Source organism: Massilia sp. 01N410 (assembly GCF_056399665.1).
In genome coordinates this window covers 104,920-130,024 of the sequence record NZ_JBFTRV010000004.1, presented here as the reverse complement: position 1 = coordinate 130,024, position 25,105 = coordinate 104,920, and the positions used below count along the sequence as shown (strand labels likewise).

22 protein-coding genes are annotated in these 25,105 nt (G+C 67.4%); 13 read left to right on the top strand and 9 right to left on the bottom strand.

Annotation, left to right across the window (positions count from 1 at the left end; translation table 11 throughout):
* Position 1: 1 nt before the first annotated feature.
* The 6 genes from AC1DOP_RS07250 (at position 2) to AC1DOP_RS07225 (ending at position 5,454) form a co-directional block, all read left to right on the top strand.
* Positions 2-1,027 (top strand): branched-chain amino acid ABC transporter permease, encoded by a 1,026-nt coding sequence (locus AC1DOP_RS07250; protein ID WP_442123084.1) that lies wholly within the window; start codon positions 2-4, stop codon positions 1,025-1,027.
* A 2-nt stretch (positions 1,028-1,029) separates the two neighbouring features.
* Positions 1,030-2,094, top strand: a complete 1,065-nt coding sequence (locus AC1DOP_RS07245) for a branched-chain amino acid ABC transporter permease (RefSeq protein ID WP_442123085.1) — start codon at positions 1,030-1,032, stop codon at positions 2,092-2,094.
* A 245-nt stretch (positions 2,095-2,339) separates the two neighbouring features.
* Positions 2,340-3,005 carry a choice-of-anchor J domain-containing protein gene (locus tag AC1DOP_RS07240; RefSeq protein ID WP_442123086.1) on the top strand — a complete coding sequence of 222 codons (666 nt, stop codon included), beginning with the start codon at positions 2,340-2,342 and terminating at the stop codon, positions 3,003-3,005.
* A gap of 12 nt (positions 3,006-3,017) precedes the next feature.
* Positions 3,018-3,458, top strand: coding sequence for a post-PEP-CTERM-1 domain-containing protein (locus tag AC1DOP_RS07235; RefSeq protein WP_477250626.1), 441 nt, complete (start codon positions 3,018-3,020; stop codon positions 3,456-3,458).
* Complete coding sequence (locus AC1DOP_RS07230) at positions 3,445-4,917, top strand: PA domain-containing protein (protein ID WP_477250625.1); 1,473 nt, start codon at positions 3,445-3,447, stop codon at positions 4,915-4,917. The genes AC1DOP_RS07235 and AC1DOP_RS07230 overlap by 14 nt, the downstream gene beginning before the upstream one ends.
* Before the next feature lie 129 nt (positions 4,918-5,046).
* A complete protein-coding gene (locus tag AC1DOP_RS07225) occupies positions 5,047-5,454 on the top strand; it encodes a hypothetical protein (RefSeq protein WP_442123089.1) in 408 nt (135 codons plus the stop codon).
* A 64-nt stretch (positions 5,455-5,518) separates the two neighbouring features.
* On the opposite strand, the gene ppa is transcribed toward AC1DOP_RS07225, so the two are convergent.
* From ppa to hemC, 5 genes are all read right to left on the bottom strand, one after another.
* Complete coding sequence (gene ppa, locus AC1DOP_RS07220) at positions 5,519-6,055, bottom strand: inorganic diphosphatase (protein WP_442123090.1); 537 nt, start codon at positions 6,053-6,055, stop codon at positions 5,519-5,521.
* A gap of 96 nt (positions 6,056-6,151) precedes the next feature.
* Positions 6,152-7,348 carry a heme biosynthesis HemY N-terminal domain-containing protein gene (locus AC1DOP_RS07215; RefSeq protein ID WP_477250624.1) on the bottom strand — a complete coding sequence of 399 codons (1,197 nt, stop codon included), beginning with the start codon at positions 7,346-7,348 and terminating at the stop codon, positions 6,152-6,154.
* A gap of 10 nt (positions 7,349-7,358) precedes the next feature.
* Positions 7,359-8,531, bottom strand: a complete 1,173-nt coding sequence (locus tag AC1DOP_RS07210; protein ID WP_442123092.1) for a uroporphyrinogen-III C-methyltransferase — start codon at positions 8,529-8,531, stop codon at positions 7,359-7,361.
* Positions 8,528-9,298: a uroporphyrinogen-III synthase gene (locus AC1DOP_RS07205; protein ID WP_442123121.1), complete on the bottom strand. Its 771-nt coding sequence runs from the start codon at positions 9,296-9,298 to the stop codon at positions 8,528-8,530. The genes AC1DOP_RS07210 and AC1DOP_RS07205 overlap by 4 nt, the downstream gene beginning before the upstream one ends.
* Positions 9,298-10,278, bottom strand: coding sequence for a hydroxymethylbilane synthase (hemC, locus tag AC1DOP_RS07200; protein WP_477250623.1), 981 nt, complete (start codon positions 10,276-10,278; stop codon positions 9,298-9,300). The genes AC1DOP_RS07205 and hemC overlap by 1 nt, the downstream gene beginning before the upstream one ends.
* Before the next feature lie 170 nt (positions 10,279-10,448).
* Between hemC and ppc the strand changes: the two genes are divergently transcribed.
* Positions 10,449-13,268 (top strand): phosphoenolpyruvate carboxylase, encoded by a 2,820-nt coding sequence (ppc, locus tag AC1DOP_RS07195; protein WP_477250622.1) that lies wholly within the window; start codon positions 10,449-10,451, stop codon positions 13,266-13,268.
* A 51-nt stretch (positions 13,269-13,319) separates the two neighbouring features.
* Here the strand turns inward: ppc and AC1DOP_RS07190 are convergent, their stop codons facing one another.
* From AC1DOP_RS07190 to rpoD, 3 genes are all read right to left on the bottom strand, one after another.
* On the bottom strand, positions 13,320-14,057 hold the full coding sequence (locus AC1DOP_RS07190) for a hypothetical protein (RefSeq protein ID WP_442123095.1): 738 nt from the start codon (positions 14,055-14,057) through the stop codon (positions 13,320-13,322).
* A 218-nt stretch (positions 14,058-14,275) separates the two neighbouring features.
* On the bottom strand, positions 14,276-15,091 hold the full coding sequence (locus AC1DOP_RS07185) for a transporter (protein ID WP_477250621.1): 816 nt from the start codon (positions 15,089-15,091) through the stop codon (positions 14,276-14,278).
* Positions 15,092-15,183: 92 nt separating this feature from the next.
* Positions 15,184-17,916, bottom strand: coding sequence for an RNA polymerase sigma factor RpoD (gene rpoD, locus AC1DOP_RS07180; protein ID WP_442123097.1), 2,733 nt, complete (start codon positions 17,914-17,916; stop codon positions 15,184-15,186).
* A gap of 600 nt (positions 17,917-18,516) precedes the next feature.
* On the opposite strand from rpoD, the gene AC1DOP_RS07175 reads away from it, so the two are divergent.
* Genes AC1DOP_RS07175 through AC1DOP_RS07165 form a run of 3 tightly spaced genes read left to right on the top strand, consistent with a single transcriptional unit; the run spans position 18,517 to position 20,201 of the window.
* Positions 18,517-19,053, top strand: a complete 537-nt coding sequence (locus AC1DOP_RS07175) for a ProQ/FINO family protein (RefSeq protein ID WP_442123098.1) — start codon at positions 18,517-18,519, stop codon at positions 19,051-19,053.
* 18 nt (positions 19,054-19,071) lie between these two features.
* A complete protein-coding gene (locus AC1DOP_RS07170; protein WP_442123099.1) occupies positions 19,072-19,770 on the top strand; it encodes a 3'-5' exonuclease in 699 nt (232 codons plus the stop codon).
* A gap of 53 nt (positions 19,771-19,823) precedes the next feature.
* Positions 19,824-20,201 (top strand): c-type cytochrome, encoded by a 378-nt coding sequence (locus AC1DOP_RS07165; RefSeq protein WP_442123100.1) that lies wholly within the window; start codon positions 19,824-19,826, stop codon positions 20,199-20,201.
* 14 nt (positions 20,202-20,215) lie between these two features.
* Here AC1DOP_RS07165 and AC1DOP_RS07160 read toward each other — a convergent pair whose 3' ends face one another.
* Complete coding sequence (locus AC1DOP_RS07160; RefSeq protein WP_477250620.1) at positions 20,216-21,856, bottom strand: hypothetical protein; 1,641 nt, start codon at positions 21,854-21,856, stop codon at positions 20,216-20,218.
* A 180-nt stretch (positions 21,857-22,036) separates the two neighbouring features.
* Here AC1DOP_RS07160 and AC1DOP_RS07155 point away from each other — a divergent pair, with 180 nt between their 5' ends.
* The 3 genes from AC1DOP_RS07155 to AC1DOP_RS07145 all read left to right on the top strand — a co-directional run bounded on the left by AC1DOP_RS07155 (position 22,037) and on the right by AC1DOP_RS07145 (position 25,076).
* The gene (locus tag AC1DOP_RS07155) at positions 22,037-22,792 is read left to right on the top strand and encodes a c-type cytochrome (protein ID WP_477250619.1); all 756 of its coding nucleotides are present in this window, start codon (positions 22,037-22,039) and stop codon (positions 22,790-22,792) included.
* A complete protein-coding gene (locus AC1DOP_RS07150) occupies positions 22,789-24,045 on the top strand; it encodes a c-type cytochrome (RefSeq protein ID WP_477250618.1) in 1,257 nt (418 codons plus the stop codon). Before AC1DOP_RS07155 ends, AC1DOP_RS07150 begins: the two co-directional genes overlap by 4 nt.
* 185 nt (positions 24,046-24,230) lie before the next feature.
* Positions 24,231-25,076 (top strand): PEP-CTERM sorting domain-containing protein, encoded by an 846-nt coding sequence (locus tag AC1DOP_RS07145; RefSeq protein ID WP_477250617.1) that lies wholly within the window; start codon positions 24,231-24,233, stop codon positions 25,074-25,076.
* Positions 25,077-25,105 lie beyond the last annotated feature (29 nt).

Below are 25,105 nucleotides of genomic sequence, written 5' to 3'. Positions count from 1 at the left end.
AATGAGCGCAACCCTCCCCATCTCCCAATCCCAGGCGGAGGCCCCGCTGCCGGCGGCCCGGCGCGACCTCGCGCCCCTGCTGCTGGTCCCGGCGCTGGCCCTGGCCGTGCTGCCCTTCGTCTCCCTGCCGACCTGGCTCACCCTGACCGTGGCCGGACTCGCCATGGGCATGATGATCTTCATCATGGCCAGCGGCCTGACCCTCGTGTTCGGCCTGATGAGCGTGCTGAACTTCGGCCACGGCGCCTTCGTCTCGGTCGGCGCCTTCAGCGCCACCATGGTGCTGCTGCCGATGCGCGGCTGGCTCGAAGCCGATTCCCTGCTCGCCAACCTCGGCGTGCTGGGCCTGGCCGTGCTGGTCGCCATGCTGGTGACGGCACTGATCGGCTGGGCCTTCGAACGCATCGTCATCATGCCGGTCTACGGCCAGCACTTGAAACAGATCCTGATCACCATGGGCGGCATGATCGTGTCCGAGCAGCTGATCAACGTGATCTGGGGCGCCGAGCAGATCCCGCTGCCCCTGCCCGCCACCCTGCGCGGCGCCATCTTCATCGGCGACGCCGCGATCGAGAAATACCGCCTGCTGGCGGTGGTGGTCGGCCTGCTGGTCTTTGCCGCGATGTTCCTGACCTTGAACCGCACCAAGATCGGCCTCTTGATCCGTGCCGGCGTCGAGAACGGCGAAATGGTCGAAGCCATGGGCTATCGCATCCGCCGCCTGTTCGTCGGCGTGTTCGCGGCTGGCTCAAGCCTGGCCGGCCTGGGCGGCGTGATGTGGGGCCTGTACAAGGAAACCCTGGTCGCCAGCATGGGCAGCGAAGTCATGATCATGGTGTTCATCGTCGTCATCATCGGCGGCCTGGGCTCGGTGGGCGGCTGCTTCATCGGCTCCCTGCTGATGGCCCTGCTGGCCAACTATGCCGGCTTCCTGGCGCCCAAGGTGGCGCTGGTGTCCAATATCGTGCTGATGATCGCCATCCTGCTATGGCGTCCGGCCGGCCTGTATTCGAAGTCGCGAGGCTGAGCATGCTGATCAAACTTCTTTCCGGCGACCTGCCGCGCAGCCGCGCGCTGACCGCCCTCCTGCTCCTGACCCTGCTGGGACTGCTGCTGGCGCCCTTCCTGTTCAGCGGCGCGCGGCCGCTGAACACCGCGGCGACCATCTGCGTCTACATCGTGCTGGTGGCGTCCTACGACCTGCTGCTGGGCTATACGGGGATCGTCTCCTTCGCCCACACCATGTTCTACGGCATCGGCGCCTACGGCGTCGGCATCGCCCTGGCGAGCAGCGAGGAGCCCAGCTGGGGCATCGTCTTCGCCGGCATCGGCCTGGCCCTGCTGCTGACCGTCGTGCTGGCCTTCGTGATCGGCCTGTTCGCGCTGCGCGTGCGCGCCATCTTCTACGCCATGATCACGCTGGCGGTGGCGTCCTCGTTCGCGGTGCTGGCGTCCCAGCTGTCCGACTTCACGGGCGGCGAGGACGGCCGCACCTTCAGCGTGCCCGAGCTGCTGTCGCCCGGCTTCACCCTGGTCGAGAACGAGGTCTTCGGGCGCTCGATCGACGGCAAGCTGATCACTTACTACATCGTGTTCCTCGGCTGCCTGGTCCTCTTCCTGTTCCTGCTGCGCCTGGTGAATTCGCCCTTCGGCCGCGTGCTGCAGGCGATCCGCGAGAACGAGTTCCGCGCCGAGGCGCTGGGCTACCGCACCGTGGTCTACCGCATCTGGGCCAATGTGCTGGCCGCCGTCGTGGCCGCCCTGGCCGGCGCCCTGATGGCTCTTTGGCTGCGCTATGTCGGCCCGAAGACGTCGCTCGGCTTCGAGGTGATGACCGACATCCTGCTGATCGTCGTGATCGGCGGCATGGGCACCATGTACGGCGCGGTGGTCGGCGCCGCCCTCTTCATCATCGCGCAGAACTACCTGAAGACCCTGATGGGCCAGGCCTCCGAGGCGCTGTCCAGCCTGCCGATGCTGGCCGCCGCCCTGCATCCCGACCGCTGGATGCTGTGGCTGGGTGTGCTGTTCATCCTCTCGATCTACTTCTTCCCGATCGGCATCGTCGGCAAGCTGCGGTTCCGCCGCAAATGATGCCCCGTCGCTCCCGCTTTCGCGGGAGCGACATGCCTCATTCTCTCCGCCTCTTTCGTCCCGCCCCAGTCCCACTCCACGCCCCCTTCCAGCCAGCGCGGCGGTACTTCCAAAGTCCAGCCCGCACCTTAGTTGGATATCAACGCCTGTTGTCATCTCGATCATATGATGAGTTCAGCATGGCCTCGTCGATCAGCCAGCGCGAGCGGTTCACCATCCTACTGGCTAACAGGAAAGGGCTTTCAATGAAACCCGTCAACAATGTGATTGCGGCAGCGGCCTTCTCGCTGGCCGCGATCGGCGCCCCGGCCGCGCAGGCCGAAGGGGTCGAAGTACTCAACGAAGGATTCGGCAATGTCGGCGGCCTGAGCGGATGGGCCCAGGTCAACAACAGCCTGCCGGCGGCGGGCGATGGCTGGTTCCAGGGCAACACCGCCATCTTCTCCGCCCAGGCCGGCGCCGCCGACGCCTATGCCGCCGCCAACTTCCTCGGCGCGGCCAACGGCATGGGCACGGTCGACAACTGGCTGATCACCCCGACCCTGAACCTGTCGGGCATCACGGTGCTGAACTTCGCTACCCGCTACTCTGCCGATCCCGGCTTCAACGACCTGCTCGAAGTGCGCTTCTCGTCCGGTTCAAGCCTGGATCCGGCCGGCTTCACCACCATCCTCACCACCATCGGCGGGAATGCCGACTACCCCACCGACTGGCAGCAGTTCAGCGCCACGCTGGACGCCAGCGGCACCGGGCGCTTCGCCTTCCGCTACCATGGACCGGCCGACACCCTGAGCTACGTCGGCCTGGATTCGGTCAGCGTGGTGACCGCGGTGCCCGAGCCGTCCGCCTGGGCGATGCTGGGCGCCGGCCTCGGCCTGCTCGGCCTGCGCCGCCGTAAATCGCAAGCCTGACCGGAGGATGCCATGTCCAGACAGAAGATGATGACCATGAGCATGCTGGCCGCGCTGTGCGTGCTGGCTTCGCTTGCCATGCACGCCAAGGCCGCCGGCCAGCAGGAAAAGCAGGACCGGGGCGACCGCCAGGAAGGCATGGTGGTGGTGCGCGATCCGCAGACCGGCAAGATGCGGGCGCCGACGCCGGAAGAACTGCGCGTCCTGCGCGCCAAGGCGCCGCCCTCGGCCGCCGCGCTGAGCGGCACGCCGCAGCAGAACAAGGCCCTGACGCGGCGCGACGGCGCGCGCGGCGTGCGCCTGGGCGAGAAGAACCTGGTCTACGAGGTCGTCACGCGCGGCCCGGACGGCAAGCTGAGCAGCCAGTGCGTGCAGGGCGATGCCGCCGCCGACGATGCGCTGCACCATCCCGCCAACGCCGAGCACAAGGAGCACAGCCATGAAGCCCGCTGACAAGCCGAATGGCCATCCGCGCCTGCAGCAGGCCGCCGGCGCCGCCGTCGCCACCATCGCCCTGGCCCTGGCGCTGGCCATCGGCGCCGTCACCAGCGCGCATGCGGCCGCCAACATCGTGATCGTCAACCTGAACGATCCCGGCGTCGGCTTCAACGACCCGACCCCGGCCACCCCGGTCGGCGGCAATCCCGGCACCACCCTGGGCCAGCAGCGCCTGGTCGCCTTCCAGAACGCCGCCGGCATCTGGGGCTCGACCCTGAGCAGCAACGTCACGATCCGCATCGGCGCTTCCTTCGTGCCGCTGTCCTGCACCGCCACCAGCGCCGTGCTGGGCTCGGCCGGCGCCAACGAGATCTGGAGCGACTTTCCGAACGCGCCGCGCGCCAATACCTGGTATCCGAGCGCCCTGGCCAGCAAGCTGGCCGGCGAAGACGTCGCCACCCCGGGTCAGCCGCACATCATCGCGCGTTTCAATTCGCGTCTGGGCCTGTTTTCGGACTGCCTGCCCGGCTCCGGCTTCTACCTCGGCCTGGACCGCAACTTCGGCGACCAGATCGACCTCGTCACCGTGCTGCTGCACGAGTTCGCCCACGGCCTGGGCTTCCAGACCTTCACCGACGACGAGACCGGCCAGGAGATCATGGACATTCCCTCGATCTGGGACTACTACCTGCTGAACAACCAGACCAAACGCACCTGGGTCGAGAGCACCGCCGCCGAGCGCGCCCAGTCGGCCGTGACCTGGCGCGGACTGTCGTGGAACGGTCCGCGCGTGACCGCCGCCGTGCCCCAGGTGCTGGCGCCGATGTCGAACCTGGCGGTCTCCGGCAGCGCCGCCGGCCAGGCCGCCGGCAACTACGAGGTCGGCGACGCCTCCTTCGGCCCGCCGCTGGCGAATCCGCCGGTGAGCGGCCAGCTGATGCCGGTGGTCGACCAGGGCGACGGCAACGGCCTGGCCTGCACGCCGCTGAGCGCCCTGAACGCGCTGGCCGTACGCGGCAACATCGCCCTGGTCGACCGCGGCAGCTGCGACTTCGTCACCAAGGCGAAGAACGTGCAGACCGCCGGCGCGATCGGCATGGTGGTGGCGGACAATCAGCCGGGCGACGTCGCCGGCATGAGCGGCAACGATCCGACCATCGCCATCCCCTCGGTGCGCATCACCCAGGCCAACGGGGTGTCGATCAAGGCCAGCCTGCAGCGCCGCTCGCGCACCCAGTCGGGCGTGGTCGCCAGCCTGGGCATCAACCAGAACCGGCTGGCCGGCACCGATGCGCAGGGCCGGATCCTGATGTACACGCCGACCATCTACTCGCCCGGCTCGACGGTGTCGCACTACACCACCGAGGCCAAGCCGAACCAGCTAATGGAACCGTCGATCAACGACGACCTGACGCATGACGTGACGCCGTCGCGCGATTTGACCTATCCGCTGCTGCAGGATATTGGCTGGTGACGAGCGGCTGGTGAGGAGAAGCAGGCCACCCAGGGGTTGTGTTGATGTGTAATTCCGGCAATTATTTATAACTTGTTGTAAAATTTCCAGGAATCAACATTATCTAAAAATACAAACCTGGGGTCGGCAATGTGGCGATATCTGAAAGTCTTTCTGGTCGCTGTCGTCGTGATCGCGGTAGCGAAAACCTTCATCCACGACAGGCAGGGCAAGCGGGCCGACGAGGAAATTCCTCAGCTCGTGGCCAAGCAGCAGGCCATGCTGCCGGTGAAGATCAGTGACCAGATCGAGCTGACCGACGTTTCCTACGAAAACAGGACGCTGCACTACGACGCCAAGTCCAGCACCTGGTTCGAACGCTCGCCGGAAGAAGCGCAGTCGGTCGAGCAAGGCCTCAAGACGAAGTATTGCAAGGACATGACGGCCTTCGTGAACGCCGGCGTCTCGGTCGAATTCGAGATCCGGATCCCGCCGAAGACGCTCAACGACCACACCAGCACCACCCGGGTCGCGCTGCATCCGGACGACTGCCGCTGAATAAAGCAGCGACCATGAAAAAAGCCGGGCAAGCCCGGCTCTGTTTTTTCAGCAAAGACTTCGATTACTTCGCCTGTGCGTCGTAGGTCTTCACGCCGTTGAGGATCTCGGCCTTGGCGCCTTCCGGGCCTTCCCAGCCTTCGACCTTGACCCACTTGCCCTTCTCCAGGTCCTTGTAGTGCTCGAAGAAGTGCTGGATCTGGCGCAGGGTCAGTTCCGGCACGTCTTCATGGGTCTTGATGTTGGCGTACAGCGGCGCCAGCTTCTCGACCGGCACGGCCAGGACCTTCGAGTCGCCGCCGGCTTCGTCGGTCATCTTCAGCACGCCCAGCGCGCGGCAACGCACCACCACGCCCGGGATCAGCGGGAACGGGGTGATCACCAGCACGTCGCAGGGGTCGCCGTCGTCGGCGATGGTGTTCGGAACGTAGCCGTAGTTGCACGGATAGTGCATCGCGGTGCCCATGAAGCGGTCGACGAAGATCGCGCCGGATTCCTTGTCCACTTCGTATTTGACCGGGTCGCCGTTCATCGGGATTTCGATGACGACATTGAAATCGTTCGGCACGTCGCGGCCGGCGTTGACGTTGTTCAGGCTCATGGTGGTCCTTGCTTGGTTGCTGTAGGAATAATAAAGGGGGCCATTATAGCGAATCGGCCTGGGCTTGTGCGCCGCACAAGCCCGAGCGGACGCCGCTTACAGCACCGTCGCCAGCGCGCACTGGCGGAAATGGCGGCTCGCATCGTCCTGCTGGCCGAGGGCTTCGTGCAGTTGAGCAAGCTTCAGATGGGCTTCACGCACGTGCTCCGGATTGGTCGCATCGACCAGCGCGTCCTCCAGGTAGCGCTGGGCCTTGCCCCACAGCTTCTGGCGCAGGCACAGCGCGCCCAGGGTCAGGGCCAGCTCGGGGTCGCCCGGGTGCTCGCGCAGCCAGCCCTCGCACTTCTCGATCTGTGCCAGCAGTGTGGCCGAGCCTTCCGGGCCGGCGGCTTCGCGGTAGGCGCGCACCACGCGCTCGTCCCACTCGGACGCCAAGGCGTTCTCGACGATCAGGCGGGCTTCGTCGTGCAGGCCGCGCGCATTGAAGGCGCTAGCGGCGCGCGCCGCGATATACGGCTTGCAGCGGTCCACGTTCGGCACCGTCGACCACATGCGGCGCAGCGATTCGGCATCGTGGCCGCCTTCCGACAGCAGGGCCTCGTAGGCCATCTCGCGCAGGCGGCTCGACAGCGCCGGATGCAGGGCGTTGCGCTTGTCCAGGGTGCGCACCAGGCGCAGCACCTCGGGCCAGTTGCGCGCCTGCTGGTTGGCCTTCATCGCCCACTGCAGGGCGTGGATGTGGCGCTGGCCGCTGGCGTTCAGCTCGGCCACGGCTTCCAGCGCGCCTTCCGGCTTGTGCTCGTCGACCAGCAGTTCGGTCACCGTCATCAGGCGCGCGGTCTTGAGCGACTGGTCGTGCACGATCCCGGCCAGCCAGGCGTCGCGGCGCGCCGGTTCGCGCATGCGGTGGGCGGCGCGGGCGCCGATCAGGGCCGCCAGGCCGGCGTTCTCGGGCAGTTCGGCGGCGCGCTTGGCGGCCTTTTCGGCGTGGCCGAAGCGGCCCTCGAACAGGGCTTTCAGGGCTTCGCGCAGGCCGCGGTTGGCTTCGCGCTCGCGCTTGCGCTGGCGGTACTCGGCCACGCGCTCGGGCATGCCGAGGGTGGCGCGCACCGCGCGCAACAGCACGTAGAGCACCAGGAACAGCAGCGCCGCCAGCACCACGAACAGGTTCAGCGACAGATCGATCCGGTGCGGCGGGTAGAAGAACACCACGTTGCCGGGGTTGAAGCGGGCGGTCACGGCGATGCCGATCGCCGTCGCCATCAGGGCGACCAACCAGAGGAGCAAGCGCATCGTCAGCTCCTCATGGTTTCGATTTGTAGTTGCGCACCGCGTTCAGGCTCTCCGACAGGTCCGGCACCTCGATGGTGACGTTGTTGGCCTGGACCTGGCGCAGCAGTGCCTGCACCGACTGGGTCGAGCGCGCCTTGGTGTCGAAATACCGCGCCAGCGTCTCCTGGGCGCTGCCGATATCGTCGCGGAAGGTGCCTTCGTTGCGCGACAGCAGGGCCAGGCGCGCGTTCAGCAGGCGCAGCTTGAGGTTCTCGCGCACGAAATAGGCCTCGCCCGGCGACAGCATCAGCGCCTCCGGATGGTCGACGGTGCGCACGCGGATCAGCTGGCGCATGTCGTCCCACATCTCCTGGCTCCAGTTGCGCCAGGTGCCGATCATGCGCCGGCCCAGCGACATCTCTTCCGCCGGGACCGCGTTCGCACCGGCCACCGCGCCGGTCGCCGGCTTTGCCGCCTTTGCCGGCGGATTCACGCGGGTCTGCGCGATCGGCTCGGCCGGCTTCTCGTCGGCCAGCAGCGGCAGGTTGTCGATCTGCGAGATCGCGTTGTCGAGGCGCAGGGCGATGCCGGCCTGGTCGACCTGGGGCAGCGCCTTCAGCTTGTCGATGTCGCGCGCGATCGCGCGGCGGATCGTGATGAACTGCGGCTTGTCGGAGCGCGACAGCGAGCGGTCGGCGTTGGCAAGCGCGATCAGGGCGCCCTGCACGTTGCCGGCCAGCTGCAGCTGCTGGCTGGCGGTCGACAGCACCTGCTCGATCTCGGACAGCGCCCATTCGTCGCGGTTCTTCGAGATGTCCTGGTACATCTGCTCGAGCGCGGCCTGCTGGCTGGCCGACTCGGTCTGGCGGCTTTCCAGCACGCCGACCTTGACCTGCAGCTCCTTGGCCGTCTCCTGGGTGTCTGCCAACCGCTGGGACGTCTCGGCGTTGGCGGCGTTATCCTTCTGCAGGGTCTTGGCGACGTCTTCGCGCAGCTTGTTGAAGCGGCTGTGGGTCGACCAGGTCTGCAGTCCCAGCAGCAGGGCCAGCACGATGATGGCGACGTTCTGCGGCTTGTTCAGCAGCCCGCCCACGCGGGGGCCTTCCGGCACGCGCGGTTCGGCGGGCGAAGGCGAGATATAGGTCTCCGGGACCACCTGGCCGCCCGTGCTCGGTTGTTCGGAATGTTTGGGCAATTCGTTCATGCTTGTGATTGTAACGCGGCAAGGAGGCGTTCGTCGCCGGAACCGGTGAGGACCAGCTGTTCGAACCCGAGCGCGAGCGCCGTCTCGTGGATGCGCGCATGCGGCACGATCAGGCGCTGGCGCCGCAGCCGCTGTGGGGACTCGCCCATGCGCTCGACCAGGGATACCAGTCCGCGCAGGGCTTCCGAACTCGTGATTATCCAGTCGTTCGGCGCGGCCAGCAAGCCGGACAGCTGTTCGGCCAGCGCCTGGGTCAGCTCGGGCACCGCGCGACGGTAGGCCGTTACCGTCTCGACCGTGGCGCCGGCGCCGCGCAGCGCGTCCGGCATCAGCTCGCGCCCGCCGTCGCCGCGCACCACCAGCACGCGGCGGCCGGCCAGCGCCCGCAGGTCGAGCGCCTGCAGCAAGTGTTCGGAATCGCTGTGGGCCGGGTCTGCCGGGCAATGGACGCGCACGCCGGCATCCGGCACGCCGTACCTGGCCAGCGCCGCGCGGCTGCCTTCGCCGACCACGCCGATGTCGACGCCCTCGGGCCAGTGCGCGAGGTGGGCAAAGGCGGCGTCGATCGCGTTCGGCGAGACGAACACCACCAGCGCATAGGCGTCCAGGCCGGCCAGCACCCGGCGCAGCCCGCCCTGCTCCGTTTCAGAAAGCGGCGAGATCTCCAGCAGCGGCAGCAGCACCGGCCTGCGGCCGAGGGCGGCCACGGCGCGCGCCAGCGGCTCGGCCTGCTGGCGGGGACGGGTGATGACGACCGCGCCGGTCATCAGGGTGCGGCCGACTCGGCCTTGCACTCGGCCAGGATGGCGTCGGCGTCCTGTTCGCGCAGGCGGTCCGATACCTGCTGGCCCAGCTGTTCAGGTCCGTCCACCGGACCGTGGCTTTCGGCGAAGGCGCTGCGGCGTCCGTCCGGGGTCGCGACCATGGCGCGCAGGTGCAGCGTGGCGCCGTCGACGGTAGCGTGGGCGGCCAGCGGGATCTGGCAGCTGGCGCCGAACACGCGCGAGACCTTGCGTTCGGCGGCCACGGCGCGCGACGTATCGTCGTGGTTCAGCGGCGCCAGCAGTGCGCGCAGGTCGACGCCGTCGCTGCGTTCGGCGGAAGCGATCTCGATCGCCATCGCACCCTGGCCGGCAGCCGGCAGGCTTTCTTCCAGCGGCAGACAGGCGCGGATGCGGCTTTCCAGGCCCAGGCGCTTGAGCCCGGCGGCGGCCAGGATGATGGCGGCGTAGTCGCCGCGGTCGAGCTTGCCGAGGCGGGTGTCGAGGTTGCCGCGCAGCGGCTTGATCACCAGCTGCGGATAGCGCGCCGCGATCAGGGCCTGGCGGCGCAGGCTGCTGGTGCCAACCACGCTGCCGGCCGGCAGTCCGGCCAGGCTGGCGTAGTCGTTCGAGACGAAGGCGTCGCGCGGATCCTCGCGTTCGAGTACGGCGGCCAGTTCGAAGCCTTCCGGCAATTCCATCGGCACGTCCTTGAGCGAGTGCACCGCCAGGTCGGCCCGACCCTCCTGCATCGCGACCTCGAGCTCCTTCACGAACAGGCCCTTGCCGCCGACCTTGGACAGGGTGCGGTCGAGGATCTGGTCGCCGCGGGTGGTCATGCCGAGAATATCGATTTGGCAATGCGGATATAATGCCGCGAGGCGGTCGCGCACGTGCGTGGCCTGCCACATGGCCAGCCGGCTCTCGCGGGATGCGATAATGAGGCGGGTTGGAACGCGCTGCGTCGTGTCGTTATTAGCGTTCAAAACAATTTCTTTCACTGTCGTTGTGCCAGGATCGGCCGACGCCGGTTGGCGGCATGCCTGCAACCACAAATTCTAGCATGCGGCCCCTTGCAGAACCGTGGCAACCGCCATGGCATCGTTGTACATCCGTGCCCCCAATGGGACCCCGATCATTCAACCTGTGCTCGATAATGAACAAAGCTGCAAACCTTGATCCCCAAGCCGATCCGCAAACCGCCGCCCCTGTCCAGGCCGGCGACAAGGACGCGCCGCTGAAAGAAGACATCCGCCTGCTCGGCCGCCTGCTGGGCGACGTGCTGCGCAACCAGGAGGGCGAAGCGGTGTTCGACGTCGTCGAGACCATTCGCCAGACCGCCGTGCGCTTCCGCCGCGAAGACGATCCGCAGGCCGGCGAAGAACTCACCACCCTGCTGAAGAAGCTCACGCGCGAAGAGACCAATTCGGTGGTGCGCGCGTTCTCGTATTTCTCGCACCTGGCCAACATCGCCGAAGACCAGCACCACGTGCGCCGCCGCCGCGCCCACCAGCTGGCCGGATCGAAGGCCCAGCCGGCCAGCGTGGCCTATGCGCTGGCGCGCCTGCAGGATGCCGGCGTCGGGCGCGAGCAGGTGAAGGCTTTTCTCCGCGAAGCCCTGATTTCGCCGGTGCTGACCGCCCACCCGACCGAGGTGCAGCGCAAGTCCATCCTCGACGCCGAGCACGACATCGCCCGCCTGCTGGCCGAACGCGACCTGCCGCTGACGCCGAAGGAGCGCGCCCACAACCTGATGCTGCTGCAGGCGCGCGTGGCGACGCTGTGGCAGACCCGCATGCTGCGCTACGAAAAGCTGACCGTGGCCGACGAGATCGAGAACGCGCTGTCCTACTACCGCACGACCTTCCTGCGCGAACTGCCGGCCATGTACGACGACATCGAGGACGAGCTGCAGGCGGAGCTGGGCGATGCCACCTACCTGCAGATGGGCAGCTGGATCGGCGGCGACCGCGACGGCAACCCGAACGTCAACGCCGGCACCATGCAGCGCGCCCTGGTGCGCCACGCCACCACCATCTTCGACTTCTACCTCGACGAAGTGCACGCGCTGGGCGCCGAGCTGTCGACCTCGACCCTGCTGGTGCCGGCCGACGCCGCTCTCGAAGCCCTGGCGGCGGCCTCGCCGGACACCTCGCCGCACCGCGCCGACGAACCCTACCGGCGCGCCCTGATCGGCATCTACGCGCGCCTGGCCTCGACCGCGCGGCTGCTGGGCGCCACCAATCCGCTGCGCAAGGAAGTCGGCCACGCCGACGCCTACGGCGGCCCGGCCGAGCTGCAGGCCGAGCTGCAGGTGCTGGCCGATTCGCTGGCCAACAACCACGGCGCCATCCTGGTCAAGCCGCGCCTGGCCGGCCTGCTGCGCGCGGTCGCCATCTTCGGCTTCCACCTGGCCTCGCTGGACATGCGCCAGAGTTCGGACATCCACGAGCGCGTGCTGGCCGAGCTGTTCAAGGGCGCCGGCGTCGAAGCGAATTACGCCGGCCTCGACGAAGCCGCCAAGGTGAAGCTGCTGCTGGCCGAGATCGCCCACCCGCGCCTGCTGACCACGCCCTACGCCGCCTACTCCGACGAGACGCAGTCCGAGCTGGGCGTGCTGCGCGCGGCGCGCGAGATCCGCCAGCGCTACGGCGCGCGCGCGATCCGCAACTACATCATCTCGCACACCGAGACCGTGTCCGACCTGCTGGAAGTGCTGCTGCTGCAGAAGGAGACCGGCCTGCTGCGCCCCGGCGACAAGGAATGCGACGTGATGGTGATCCCGCTGTTCGAAACCATCCCCGACCTGCAGCGCGCCAGCGAGATCATGGGCGAGTGGATGGCGATCCCTGGCGTGAAGGAGCTGATCGAGCACCAGGGCCGGCTGCAGGAAGTCATGCTCGGCTATTCGGATTCGAACAAGGACGGCGGCTTCCTGACCTCGAACTGGGAGCTCTACCAGGCCGAGCTGAAGCTGGTGAAGGTGTTCGAGCAGGCCAGCGTCAAGCTGCGCCTGTTCCATGGCCGCGGCGGCACCGTCGGCCGCGGCGGCGGCCCGAGCTACGATGCGATCCTGGCCCAGCCGCCGGGCACCGTGAACGGCCAGATCCGCCTGACCGAACAGGGCGAGATCATCTCCTCGAAATTCTCGAACCCGGAAATCGGCCGCCGCAACCTCGAGCTGCTGGTGGCCGCCACGCTGGAAGCCGGCCTGATGCCGCACGGCGTCGACCCGGTGCAGGTGGCGCGCCTGGCCGAATACGAAAAGGTGATGGCCGAGCTGTCGGAACGGGCGTATCGCGCCTACCGCAACCTGGTGTACGAGACCCCGGGCTTTACGGACTACTTCTTCGCCGCCACGCCGATCGCCGAGATCGCGGAACTGAATCTCGGTTCGCGCCCGGCCTCGCGCAAGTCGACCCGCCGCATCGAAGACCTGCGCGCGATCCCCTGGGGCTTCTCCTGGGGCCAGTGCCGCCTGCTGCTGCCGGGCTGGTACGGCTTCGGCGCCGCCGTCTCGGGCTGGCTTGGCGAAGATGAAGGCAAGCGCGAGGAGCGCCTGGCGCTGCTGCAGGAGATGTTCAGGCAGTGGCCCTTCTTCGCGACGCTCCTGTCGAACATGGACATGGTGCTGGCCAAGACCGACCTGCCGATCGCCGGCCGCTACGCCGAGCTGGTGCCGGACGTGGAGCTGCGCGAGCGCATCTTCAAGCGCATCGCGGCGGAGTACGGCGCGACCCTGCGCTGCCTGGAACAGGTAACCGGCGCTGCCTACCGCCTGGCCTCGAACCCGCTGCTGGCAAGGTCGATCCAGAACCGCTTCGCCTACCTGGATCCGCTGAACCACTTGCAGGTCGAGCTGATCCAGCGGCACCGGGCGCTGTCGCAGGATCCCGAGCAGATCGATGTGCGGGTGCATCGGGGGATTCATTTGTCGATTAACGGTGTTGCGGCTGGCTTGCGCAACACCGGCTGATCCGACATTGCCGTCGTCCCCGCGAAAGCGGGAGCGACGGTTCCCTCCCGCTCAGTTTGCCTTGCGGCCGGCCTGGTCCGGATAGAGGGCGTCGACCGTCTTGATGATCTGCCTGCTCTGGTCGATATAGGCCTGGTAGCGCTCGTAGAGCTGGGGACTGGTCTGCATCTGCCCCACCAGGCGCTTGGCCTTCGGCGCGGTCAGGAATCGGTAATGCGCCAGGTCGTCATCGGCCTCCAGCTTGTCGTCGCGATAGTCGCGCAGCTTGCGCTGGCGGGTCAGCCATCCTCCCTCCGAGGTCTGGATCTGCGGGAGCAAGGACTGGTAGAGGTTGAGGATGGCGGCCAGCAGCTTCTGGTCCTCGATGTTCGTCAGCTTGCCGCTCATCAGGAAGCCGTCGTAGCGGCTCCTGGTCGGGATGAAGAACCAGTTGCTGTCGAAGCCGGCGTAGGCGGTCCGGAATTTCGCCCAGTCCGGCTGCTTGTCCGGATCGAGGCTGGCCAGGTAGGCATAGTTCGCATCGAAGCCGCGGTAGCCTTCCTTGATGCCGGCAAGCGAGGCGGCATCCTCGGCCAGGTCGCTCTTCAGCCCGATCAGGAAGGTCCTCACCTCCTGCTGCTGGTGATGGTGCTCGCTCAGGCCATGCAGCCAGATGCTCATGGTGACGGCAAACACGATGATCGCGATCTCGATGACGATTTCGCGGATCCGGTGCGAGACCTTGTGTTCCTTTTTCGTCATCAGGTGAATGACGTTCTTGCCGTGCTTGGCGACTTCCAGCTCTGCCATGGCTTGCCTGTGCAAATGTTAAGTTAAAAATATCCTAACATGCCAGATTGCAAGACTGCAATTTGCTCACACCACAGCTGAGGGAAAGCCGGCGGACAGTGTCCGCAAGCGGACACCTGGCCCTGGAATCGCGTCCATCCACGCCTGCCGAAGGAATTCGGACTGTCCTGGTACGCCCTGCTGCATGGCGTCATGTACCTGGCGATCGAGCCGCCGCACTAGCGGCGCAGCGACAGCCCGAAAGCCAGGCTCAGGTCCGGACTGCGGCGGTCGAGTCCATGGACCAGCGAGACGTCGAGCTGGCAATCCTTGTTCACCAGGTAGACCAGGCCGGCGTCGACGCTGGCCTGGGTGCCTCCATGCCTGGCGCTGGCGATCTGGGTCGCCGCCGCTTCGACGAAGCCACGCAGGCGCTCGCTGAATTCCCGGCCCAGGTTGGCGGCCAGGAGACCGTAGCCGTAGCGCTGGCCCTGGTCGTCGCTGTCGGTGGCCAGGCCCGGCATCAGGCTGAAGGTGGTGCCCTGCGCCAGGTCCCAGTCGGCCGCCAGGCGCAGCGAGGGCCGCAGGCCATGGCCGCGCAGCTCGCGGCTGCCGCTCGGCAGGTCGGCGTGCAGCAGCAGGCCCAGCGAGGGCCGGCCGGCCAGGCCTTCAGCTTGCGCATCGGCCAGGTGCCACTTGATGCCGAGCGCGGTGTCCGCATAGCCGGCCACGGTCGTGTGCACGCCGCTGGACGGCTCGCTGGCGTGGACCACGGTGCGGCCATCGGTCTCGATGCGCAGCTCGCTGCTCGCGCCCAGGCCGATGCGCAGCAGGGTCGGCGTGCTCAAGGTGCGGGTATGGAGTTCGTCGTCGCGCTGGCGGTCCCACTGCAGGCTGGTCTCGAGCTGGACGCGGCCCTTGCCGACGGTCTGGCTGGATTCGGCAAAGCCGGGACGGTCGGTGGAGATTGCATCGCCGTCATCGGCGCGCGCGCCGGCGGCGGCCAGGCCGCAAAGGATGGCCGCCGCCAGTGAAAGAAGTCGTCGGTTCGTCATGTGACCTATTCTAGCGCGCCTGTGCTGGCGCCCCTGTTCCTGGCAAAAAAACGCCCCGGCGGACCGGGGCGTTTTAGAAGAAAGCGCGAGGCTTACTGATTCTGCAGGAAAGTCTTCAGCTTGTCCGAACGCGAAGGCTGGCGCAGCTTGCTCATCGCCTTGGCTTCGATCTGGCGGATACGCTCGCGGGTCACGTCGAACTGCTTGCCGACTTCTTCCAGCGTGTGGTCGTTCGACATCTCGACGCCGTAGCGCATGCGCAGGACCTTGGCTTCGCGCGGGGTCAGCGAGTCCAGCACTTCCTTGATCACACCGCGCATCGATGCGTGCATCGCGGCTTCCAGCGGCGCCAGGGTCGCGTTGTCCTCGATGAAGTCGCCCAGCTGGGAATCGCCGTCCTCGCCCATCGGGGTTTCCATCGAAATCGGCTCCTTCGCGATCTTCATGATCTCGCGGACCTTCGATTCCGGCATCTCCATCTTGGCCGCCAGGGTCGCCATGTCCGGCTCGCTGCCGGTTTCCTGCATGATCTGGCGCGAGATGCGATTCATCTTGTTGATCGTTTCGATCATGTGCACCGGCACGCGGATGGTGCGGGCCATGTCGGCGATCGAACGGGTGATCGCCTGGCGGATCCACCAGGTCGCGTAGGTCGAGAATTTATAGCCGCGGCGGTATTCGAACTTGTCGACCGCCTTCAGCAGGCCGATATTGCCTTCCTGGATCAGGTCGAGGAATTGCAGGCCGCGGTTGATGTACTTCTTCGCGATCGAGATCACCAGGCGCAGGTTGGCCACCGTCATTTCGCGCTTCGCGGTGCGGGCGCGCTTTTCGCCGGCCGCCATCTGCTTGTTGATCTTGCGGAGATCGGCCAGCGGCAGCGCCACGCGCGCCTGCAGGTCGATCATGCGGCGCTGCAGTTCCATGATGGCCGGCGCGTTACGCGACAGCACGGCGCTGTACGGGTAGGCGCAATCGACTTCGCGCTGCACCCATTCCAGGTCCGTCTCGTTGCCCGGGAAGACCTTGATGAAGTGGGCGCGCGGCATGCCGCAGCGGTTCACGCAGATGTCCAGCACGGCGCGCTCGATCGAACGCACTTCGTCCATCTGGCCGCGCAGGGTGTCGCACAGCTTTTCGACGATCTTGGCGGTAAAGCGGATGCCCAGCAGTTCGGTCGAGATCACGTCCTGGGCCGCGATGTACTGCAGCGAACCGTAGCCGTGGGTCTTGAAGGCGTGGCCCATCTTGTCGAACTGCTTCTCGATGATGGAGAACTTGTCCAGCGCGGTCTTCTTCAGCGCGGCCAGCTGCTCGGCCGAGTAGCCGGCGGCGGCGCTGCCGGAGGTAGCGCCTTCTTCCTCTTCCTCGTCTTCCAGCTCTTCCTCGTCGTCCTCGTCCGACGATGCGCTGGCCGGCGCGGCCGGGGCGCCTTCGTCCGGCGCCATCAGGCCGTCGACCACGTCATCGATCTTCAGCTCGTCGCTGGCGATCTTGTGCGACAGGGCGATGATTTCCGAGATCGTCACCGGGCAGGCGGAGATCGCCTGCACCATGTCCTTCAGGCCTTCCTCGATGCGCTTGGCGATCGCGATCTCGCCTTCGCGGGTCAGCAGCGACACCGCGCCCATTTCGCGCATGTACATGCGGACCGGGTCGGTGGTGCGGCCGAAGTCGGAGTCGACGGTCGACAGCGCGGTCGCGGCGGCGGCCTCGACTTCGTCTTCGCTGGTCGGGGTCACGACGGCGTCCGACAGCAGCATCATTTCGGCTTCCGGAGCGCGCTCGTAGACGGCGATGCCCATGTCGTTGAAGGTCGCGATGATGCCTTCGATCGCTTCCGGATCGATGATGTTTTCCGGCAGGTGGTCGTTGATCTCCGCATGGGTCAGGTAGCCGCGCTCCTTGCCCATGTTGATCAGGTTCTTCAGCTGGGTGCGGCGCTTTTCCAGCTCCTCGCCCGAGAAGCCCTGCTCTGCGCCCAGCATGGCCGGGATGCCCTTGGCCTTGCGTTCGCGCAGCTTGGACGCCGCCTTCATTTCGGCGCGCTCGACCGCGTTCAGCGCGGCGATCTCGTCGTTCTCCGGCACGAACTCGCTCGGCTTGCGGCCGCGGCGGCCCGGCACCTTCACCTGCGGCAGCAGATAGCCGGAGGTGTCGATCGCGGCCAGCGCGGCGGCGTCGGTGGTGGTGCTGACGCTGCCGGTCGGCGCGGCGGCGGGCGACGCCGACGGGTCGATGCGGCGGGTGCGGGTGCGGACCACGCGCGCGGCCGGCGCTTCTTCGGCGACCGGTGCCGCGGCGGCGGCGGGTGCCGCGGCCGGTGCTACGACGGCGGTGTCGGCGGCGGCTTTCAGGGCGGCCAGCTTCGAGGTGCGCTTGCGCACGATCACCGGCGGCGCGGCCGGAGCCGTCGGCATCGGGACAGGATCGGCGTCGTCGGCGGCGACCGCGGCAACTGCGCCAACCACGGGTGCCGCCTCCGGTGCGGCGTCGTCCACGGTCTCGGCGACGATCTCGGCGGCTTGCTCACCTTCGGCGACGGCTTCCGCAGCGGCGGACCGTTCGAACTGCTCCGGCTGGAGTTGCGCGGCCTGGACTTCGGCGGGGCTGCTGGCGGCGGCCGATTGCTCGGCCTGGGCCGCTTTCAGCGAGGCCAGGCGGGAACGCGTCTTGACCACCGTGACCTTGGCCGCCGGACCGCCTGCCGCCGCTTCCGTTTCGAGGAAGTAGGAGGTCGCGGTTTTCGGCACGGACAGCTGGGCCGTGCTCTTCGCCGGCGCCTTCTTCGCTGTCAGTGTCAATGTCTTGGCGGTGTTTTTCATGATTAACATTCTCCAGTCGAGGCGGGATGCGCGCCTGCGAAGTCAATAAGCCACCTGGTCCGCTTGCGGACCTCGGGCGAGGAATAACGGGATGGCCCTAACTAAGGGCAGACGGCCGGATATCAAGCACTTCGTACAGCGCTTGCCGGCGGACGTGGGACGCGGCCTGGACTGGCGGCATCGGGACGCACGGACGGAGGGCAAGAGCAGCTCGGAAAATGGTTGAAATCGCGGTTTAGCATGTCGGAACGAAAAAAAGCCCGTCAAGGAACGGGCTTGAGCTATTTTCCAAAGGGAGAAATAGAGGAGACAGGCATATTATGCACCAAGGAAATATTTAGCGATAATTGAAATATCCGATAATGGATATAACGAATCCGCATATTGGCGCTGCATTCTCCGACCCCTGGCCGGTCTGCGTCGGCGCAAGCCGTGCGCAAGCAAAGGGGCGGATCATACACGATTTCTTGCTGCCGCGCCCGCCGCACGCGAAGGAAATCACGGTCTGCCGGCGGAGTCGACGAACCCTTACACGGCTCAGCGGTACATCTGCCGCCTTGCCATGCTATCCTTCCGCTTCCTGTTCTTACCATGAAGTCAATGAATACGATTAGTAACGTCGCCGAATCCCCCGAGGCCAACGAAAACAACGCTGCCGACACCACGCCGGAGCCGGTCGCTGCCGCCACCACGCCGGCCGATGCGCCGGCCGCCGGAGCGCCGGCCGCCGGGACGCCGGCCGCGGATTCTCCGCGCGCCCTGCTCAAGCAACTGCAGCAGCAGTTCGAAGCGTTCCGCAACTGCCTGCCGCTCGAGATCGGCATCGACAAGCAGTTGCTGGCCCGCCTGCCCAGCCTGAACCGCAAGCTGATGCGCGCCGCACTCGGCATCCACACCGGTTCGATGCGCTACCTGCGCGCCATGGAAAAGGCGACGGTGCGCTACGACCTGGACGGCAAGCCGGGCGCCGAGGTGACGGACACCCATCGCCAGCACGCCAAGGAACTGTTGCAGCAGCGCTTCAAGAAGGAAGCCGAGCGCAAGAAGGCCGAGCGCGAAGCCGCGGCCCAGCAAGAGGCGGAGCGCAAGCGCCAGGAAAAGCTGCAGCAGCTGGCGTCGAAGTTCTCGCGCAAATGAGCAGATAAAACTGATCATATGAGCGAACCCATCCCGGCCGCCGAAGACGAGCTGCCGCCCTACCAGGGCATCGCGCTGGCGGACGTGCGGCTGGTGCGTTCCAGTGAGGATGCGCAGGCCGCGCTTGCCGCCCTGCTGGCCGCGGATGCGATCGGCTTCGATACCGAATCGAAGCCGACTTTCCAGAAAGGCGAAGTATCGACCGGGCCGCATCTGGTGCAGCTCGCGGACGACCGTCGCGCCTGGCTGTTCCAGACCGGCTCCGCCACCGCGCCGCACCTGGCCGAGGTACTGCGCCAAGTGCTGGAGTCGCCGGCGATCCTGAAGGTCGGCTTCGGCCTCGGCGACGACCTGCGCCGCCTGCGCGCCAAGCTCGGCATCGACACCCGCAACGTGATCGACCTCGCCACCGCCCTGCGCTCGGTCCAGCCGCGCGATCGCAACGCCTGGGGCGCGAAGACCGCGGTCGCGCGCTTCTTCGGCAAGCGGCTGCAGAAGTCGCGCCGTATCACCACCACCAACTGGGCGCTGCCGCGCCTGTCCGAACAGCAGATCCAGTACGCGGCCGACGATGCCCACGTGGCCCTGCGCATCTACCGCCACTGGCGCGAACACTTCCCGGCCGCGGCCGAGAGCGCCGCCGGCAACGCCGCCCGGCTGGCAGTGCGTGCCGCGGCGCAAGCCGAGGCACAAGCGCAAGCCCAGGCCAGCGCCTGACGCCGCCCGCCGGGCTACCGGTCCGGTCTGGGCCGGCAGCCTATAATCGCGGCATGAAGCATTTTGTCACTCTCCTGCTCGCAACATCGCTGCTGCAAGGCTGCGCCCCCTCCGGCACCGACGCCGCCACCGGCCAGCGCATCTTCCAGCAATGCGCCTCCTGCCACCAGGTCGGCCCCAACGCTCACGGCGGCTTCGGCCCCCAGCTGAACGGCCTGTTCGGCCGCCGCGCCGGCTCCACGCCCGACTACGCCTATTCCACGGCGATGAAGAACGCCGGCATCGTCTGGAACGAACAGACCCTGGCCGCCTTCCTGCGCGACCCCGGCAAGGCGGTGCCCGGCACGAAGATGCGCTTCTGGGGCATCAGCGACGCCAACCAGATCCTCGCGCTGCAGGCCTATCTGCGCAGCTACCAGGATGCGCGCTAGCGGTCATTCGGCGGCTATTCCGCGCGCCGCAGCGCGGCCAGCAGCTTTCCGATGTCAACCTGGTAGAAGGCCGTGCGCATCCGGTAGGGTTCGGGGCAAGGCGCGCTGAGCGTGCCGCCGTCCTTCAGGCCCAGCACCAGCGCATGGCGCGCAGTGCAGGCGGCCGTCATGGCGGCACCGGTGGCGGGGTCGCCGAATACCGGCAAGCCCTCGATCGTGGTGACGTAGGCGTCGCGGGAGAAGGTCTTGCAGGACTTCATGCCGTCGAGGATGACGCCGTCCGGCGTTTCCGTGGTGCCACTGGCGCCGCCGCAGTCGTCCTTCATCAGCTTGATCATGGCGCGCAACACCATCGCGTTCTGCTGCGCCCGGGTCGGCGCCACCGGGGCGGCCAGGCCGGTCTCGCCGAACAGGCCGGCCCATTGCGCCTCCATCGCGCCATCCGCGCCCAGCAGCGCCGGAAGCCGGCGGGCCCGGCATGCCGGCGTCTCGCCGCATTCCAGCGCCTGGGCAAAGTCGGGCCGGCGGCCGGCGCCCAGTTCGCGGTAGAAGCCGTCGATGCGCGCGAATGCCGTGCCGCTGCCTTGGCGCGCCGCCAGCACATACGCCCAGGCCGGCAGGCCGCAGCGGTATTCGAGGCGGTTGCCGGCGATCTCGCGCGCCGACAGCGAACGCCAGCTGCGCCCCTCGGTATACAGCATGCAGTCGGCCAGCGCCTGGTCGAGGTCGGCCGCCGCCTTCTCCGGCGTCAGCCAGCCCTTCTGCAGCGACACCATCCAGCGCAGGAATTCGCCCCCGCCCTCGTGGATCAGGCGCGCGTCCGGGTAGACGTCGGCCGCGTCGCGCAACTGGAAACGGTGGCTGAATTCATGCGAGACCAGCCGGGTCAGCTGGGCCTGCTCGTTCGGTCCCGCTTCGCGCGGCCAGTTGAACAGGGCCAGGCGCAGCACGCCGGCAGCGTCGCCGCCGATGTTCGGGCCGCCCGGCTCCTCGGCATAGGCCGCGGCCACGATCGGGCGCGTGAAGCGGGCATGCGGCAGCGCGCCGTGCAGGACTTCGACGGTGCCGTCCGCCACCGCCCTGATCTGCGCCACCGCGGCGGCCGGCAGCCGGGGATCGAAATAGGCCGGCACCGCGCCATCCCGATCCGGGAGCGGCGCCATCAAGAGCAGGACCGCGGCGTCGGCGCCCTCGGCGGCCACCGCGGCATCCCGGTAAGCGTGTCCAGCGACGGCGATGCCGGGCGCCGCCAGCCGGTATATCACCTTGCCGCAACTGCCATCCACCGCATAGTTCGACAGGTGGACGTACAGTCCCTGCCCGACCGGAAAGGCGGCCGGAAAGCCGATGTGGCGGGTCCCGGCCGGCACCCGGAAACGCAGCGTTGTCGGCACCGAAGCGGACGCTTCGCCGCGCCGTTCGAGCCGGTCGGCACCGGCCACGCCTTCCTGCCCCTGCGGCAGCCAGCCTGCGCGCGTCTCGCGGCCGGCCTCGCCGCCCTTCAGGAAAACAAGGCCATGGCAAGCGGGAGGCAAGGTGTAGCTGACTTCCAGCGCATCCGCGGCCAGCAGGCGAAGCCGGACATCGACTTCGGCGGCGTGGCCGGCGCCGGCCCAGGCGGCCGCGAAAAGGATCAGGGAAGACAGTTTATGCATGGAGCATATTTCCAGAATTGCAAGTAAGAAAATTTAGCATAAAAACATTGCCGCGGGAGAAGGAAGCGATACCGACCGCACTGCCGCCTCCAATGCTTATTCGTTTACAATATTGCTCGGAAGACAAAAACGCCGCGGCCGCCTGCCGTGCCCTAGCAGCATTCCCAACCGGAATTCATCATGCGAGGTTTCATCCGCCCCTTCCTGCTTGCCTGCGCGCTGGCGGCTCCCGCAGCGGTACAGGCGCAAGTGCAGGCGCAAGTAAAGGCACAGCAACAGCGCGTGCCAGGCACCCTGGCCCAGCGCCTGGCCGCCTGCGCCTCCTGCCACGGCAGCGCGACCACGCCGCCGGCGGCGGCCGGTTCCGGCAGCGAGCGCCAGTACTATCCGCGCATTGCCGGCAAGCCGGCCGGCTATCTGTATAACCAATTGAGCAATTTCCGCGAAGGCCGGCGCCAGTACCCGCTGATGACCTGGATGGTCCAGCACCTGTCCGACGACTACCTGCGCGAGATCGCCGACTATTTCTCGGCCCAGCACCTGCCGGCGCCGGTGCTCGACCGCGCCAGCCTGCCGGCCGCCGAACTGGAACGCGGCCGCCAGCTGGTCACGCGTGGCGATACCGCCTTGAAGGTGCCGGCCTGCATCGCCTGCCATGGCGAGCGCCTGACCGGCGCCCTGCCCGCCATCCCCGGCCTGGTCGGTCTGCCGCGCGACTACATCAACGCCCAGTTCGGCGCCTGGCGCAACGGCAGCCGCCACGCCCTCGCCCCGGACTGCATGGGCAGCATCGCCTCGCGCCTGAGCCTCGCCGACGTCTCGGCGATCTCGGCCTGGCTGGCCAGCGAAGCTTTGCCGGCCGACCCGAGCCCGGCGCCATCCCTTTCCCATCCCCTGCCGCTGGCCTGCGGCAGCGCCCCGGAGCCGAAGCCATGAAGCGCCGCATCCTGATCGCCCTCGGCGTCCTTCTCGTCCTCGCCGTCGCCGCGGCATTGCTGGCCTGGCCGCGCGCCGAATTCATCCCCTCGCGCTCGCCGCAAGCCTGGGCGTCGGAGGCCGGCAACATCGCGCGCGGCGCCTACCTGGCGCGCGCCGGCGACTGCGCCGCCTGCCACACGGTGCGCGGCGGCGCCGCCTATGCCGGCGGACGCGCGGTCGACACGCCCTTCGGCCGGGTGATGGCGCCGAATATCACGCCCGACCGCGAGACCGGCATCGGCGCCTGGAGCGCCGACGATTTCTGGAACGCCCTGCACAACGGCATCGCGCCCGGCGGCCGCCTGCTCTATCCGGCCTTCCCCTACCCGAACTATACGAAGGTCACGCGCGACGATGCCGACGCCCTGTTCGCCTACCTGCGCAGCCTGCCGCCGCAGCGCAATGCACGCCAGCCGCACGCGCTGAGCGCACCCTACGGCAGCCAGGCGGCGCTGGCGGCCTGGCGCCTGCTCTACTTCAAGCCCGGCGTCTTCACACCCGAGCCCGCGCGCGGCGCCGACTGGAACCGCGGCGCCTACCTGGTCGACGGACTGGGTCACTGCAGCGCCTGCCACAGCCCGCGCAACGGCCTGGGCGCCAGCGGCGAAGGCCTGCACGGCGGCCTGATCCCGGTGCTGGGCTGGTATGCGCCTCCGCTGGCATCGAACGATCCGCAGCTGGCCCAGTTGCTGCGCAGCGGGGTCTCGCCGCGCGGCGCCGTGTTCGGGCCGATGGCGGAGGTGGTCGGGCAGAGCCTGCAGCACCTGTCGGACGGCGACATCGGCGCGATCTCGGTGTATTTGACATCCCTGCCGGCGGACGCCGCCGAGCGCGCGCCGGCAGAGCCGCCGCCGGAGGCGCTAATGAAGCTCGGCGGCCGGCTCTACGGCCAGCATTGCGCCGACTGCCACGGCAAGGATGGACGCGGTGCCGCCGGCGAGGATGGCGGCCCGGCCTATCCGGCCCTGGCCGGCAACCGGACGCTCCAGCTGGCGCATCCCGTCAACGCCATCCGCATCGTGCTGAACGGCGGTTTCGCGCCCTCGACCGCGGGCAATCCGCGCCCTTACGGCATGCCGCCCTACAGCCCGGTGCTGAACGATGCCGAAGTCGCGGCGGTGGTGAGCTATGCGCGCGCGAGCTGGGGCAATGCGGCACGCATGGTGACGCCGGCCGAGGTCAACGGCTATCGCGCGGTGCCGCTCGATTGACGTGGCCAGGTTTGTCGAGATTTTTTACACTCGATAATTTAAATGCTTTTAGGGCAATGTGAGTTTACTAACGTAACTAAAAAACCCCCCATGAATACAAGGACTTACAATAGCTCAACTAATTGCTGGCACGAAAGCTGCTTAATGTGGGATGGGGTAATCGTCGTCAACTTCTTATCCATACTATGAAAAAAATTCTCCTTTCCTTAGCAGCCGCCTTCGTTACCGCCGGCGCTACCGCCGCGCCGGCAACTCCTCTGCCAGCCGGCCCGATTTACCTGAAATTCACCGGTCAGGAGCAGATCGCCATCAACGGTGCCCATACCTGGTCCGATGGCAAAGAAATCAACTGGGGCGTCTTCGTCGTCTCGACCATGGAAACCGGCGACGTCAACACGCCGCACGACTCGATCGATCCGAGCGGCGACGGCGCCTTCTTCGTGAACAAACTGAGCGGCGGCCAGATCACCGGCATGTTCTACGGCATCCAGGCCGGTTCGCCATCGGCAACCAACCCGTTCCCGGCCACCGGCGGCTACCTCGACCTGTACTGGCGCGACCTGAGTGTGCCTGGCATGACCGCCACCTCGCTGGCCTCTTCCGCTGCAGGCATCCGCTGCGGCTACTCCTGCGCCAACGGCTACACCGACGGCACCCTGCTGGCCCGCCTGTATTTCGACACCGGCATGGACACCGGCAATGCCTCGAACACCATCGTCGGCAGCGTGGTCCCGAGCAGCAACGGCCAGACCGGCATCGCCGATTCGTATGCATCGGTCGACATGTCGACCAAAGGCCTGTGGAGCGAGCAGCTGAACTCGGACTACTTCGCCAACACCCTGGGCCTGCGCGACCTGCGCTTCAAGAACAGCTATAACTACAATTCCAAGTGGAATGGCGGCACCAACATCCTGGGCTTCCGCGTGGACGATCCGGGCCAGGCATACGCCCTGCCGGAACCGGGCGCGCTGTCGCTGATGGGCCTGGCCATGATCGGCATGGGCGCCGCACTGCGTCGTCGCCGCGGCTGATTTCCTGCCGGCAGGCTGGCCCCGCCAGC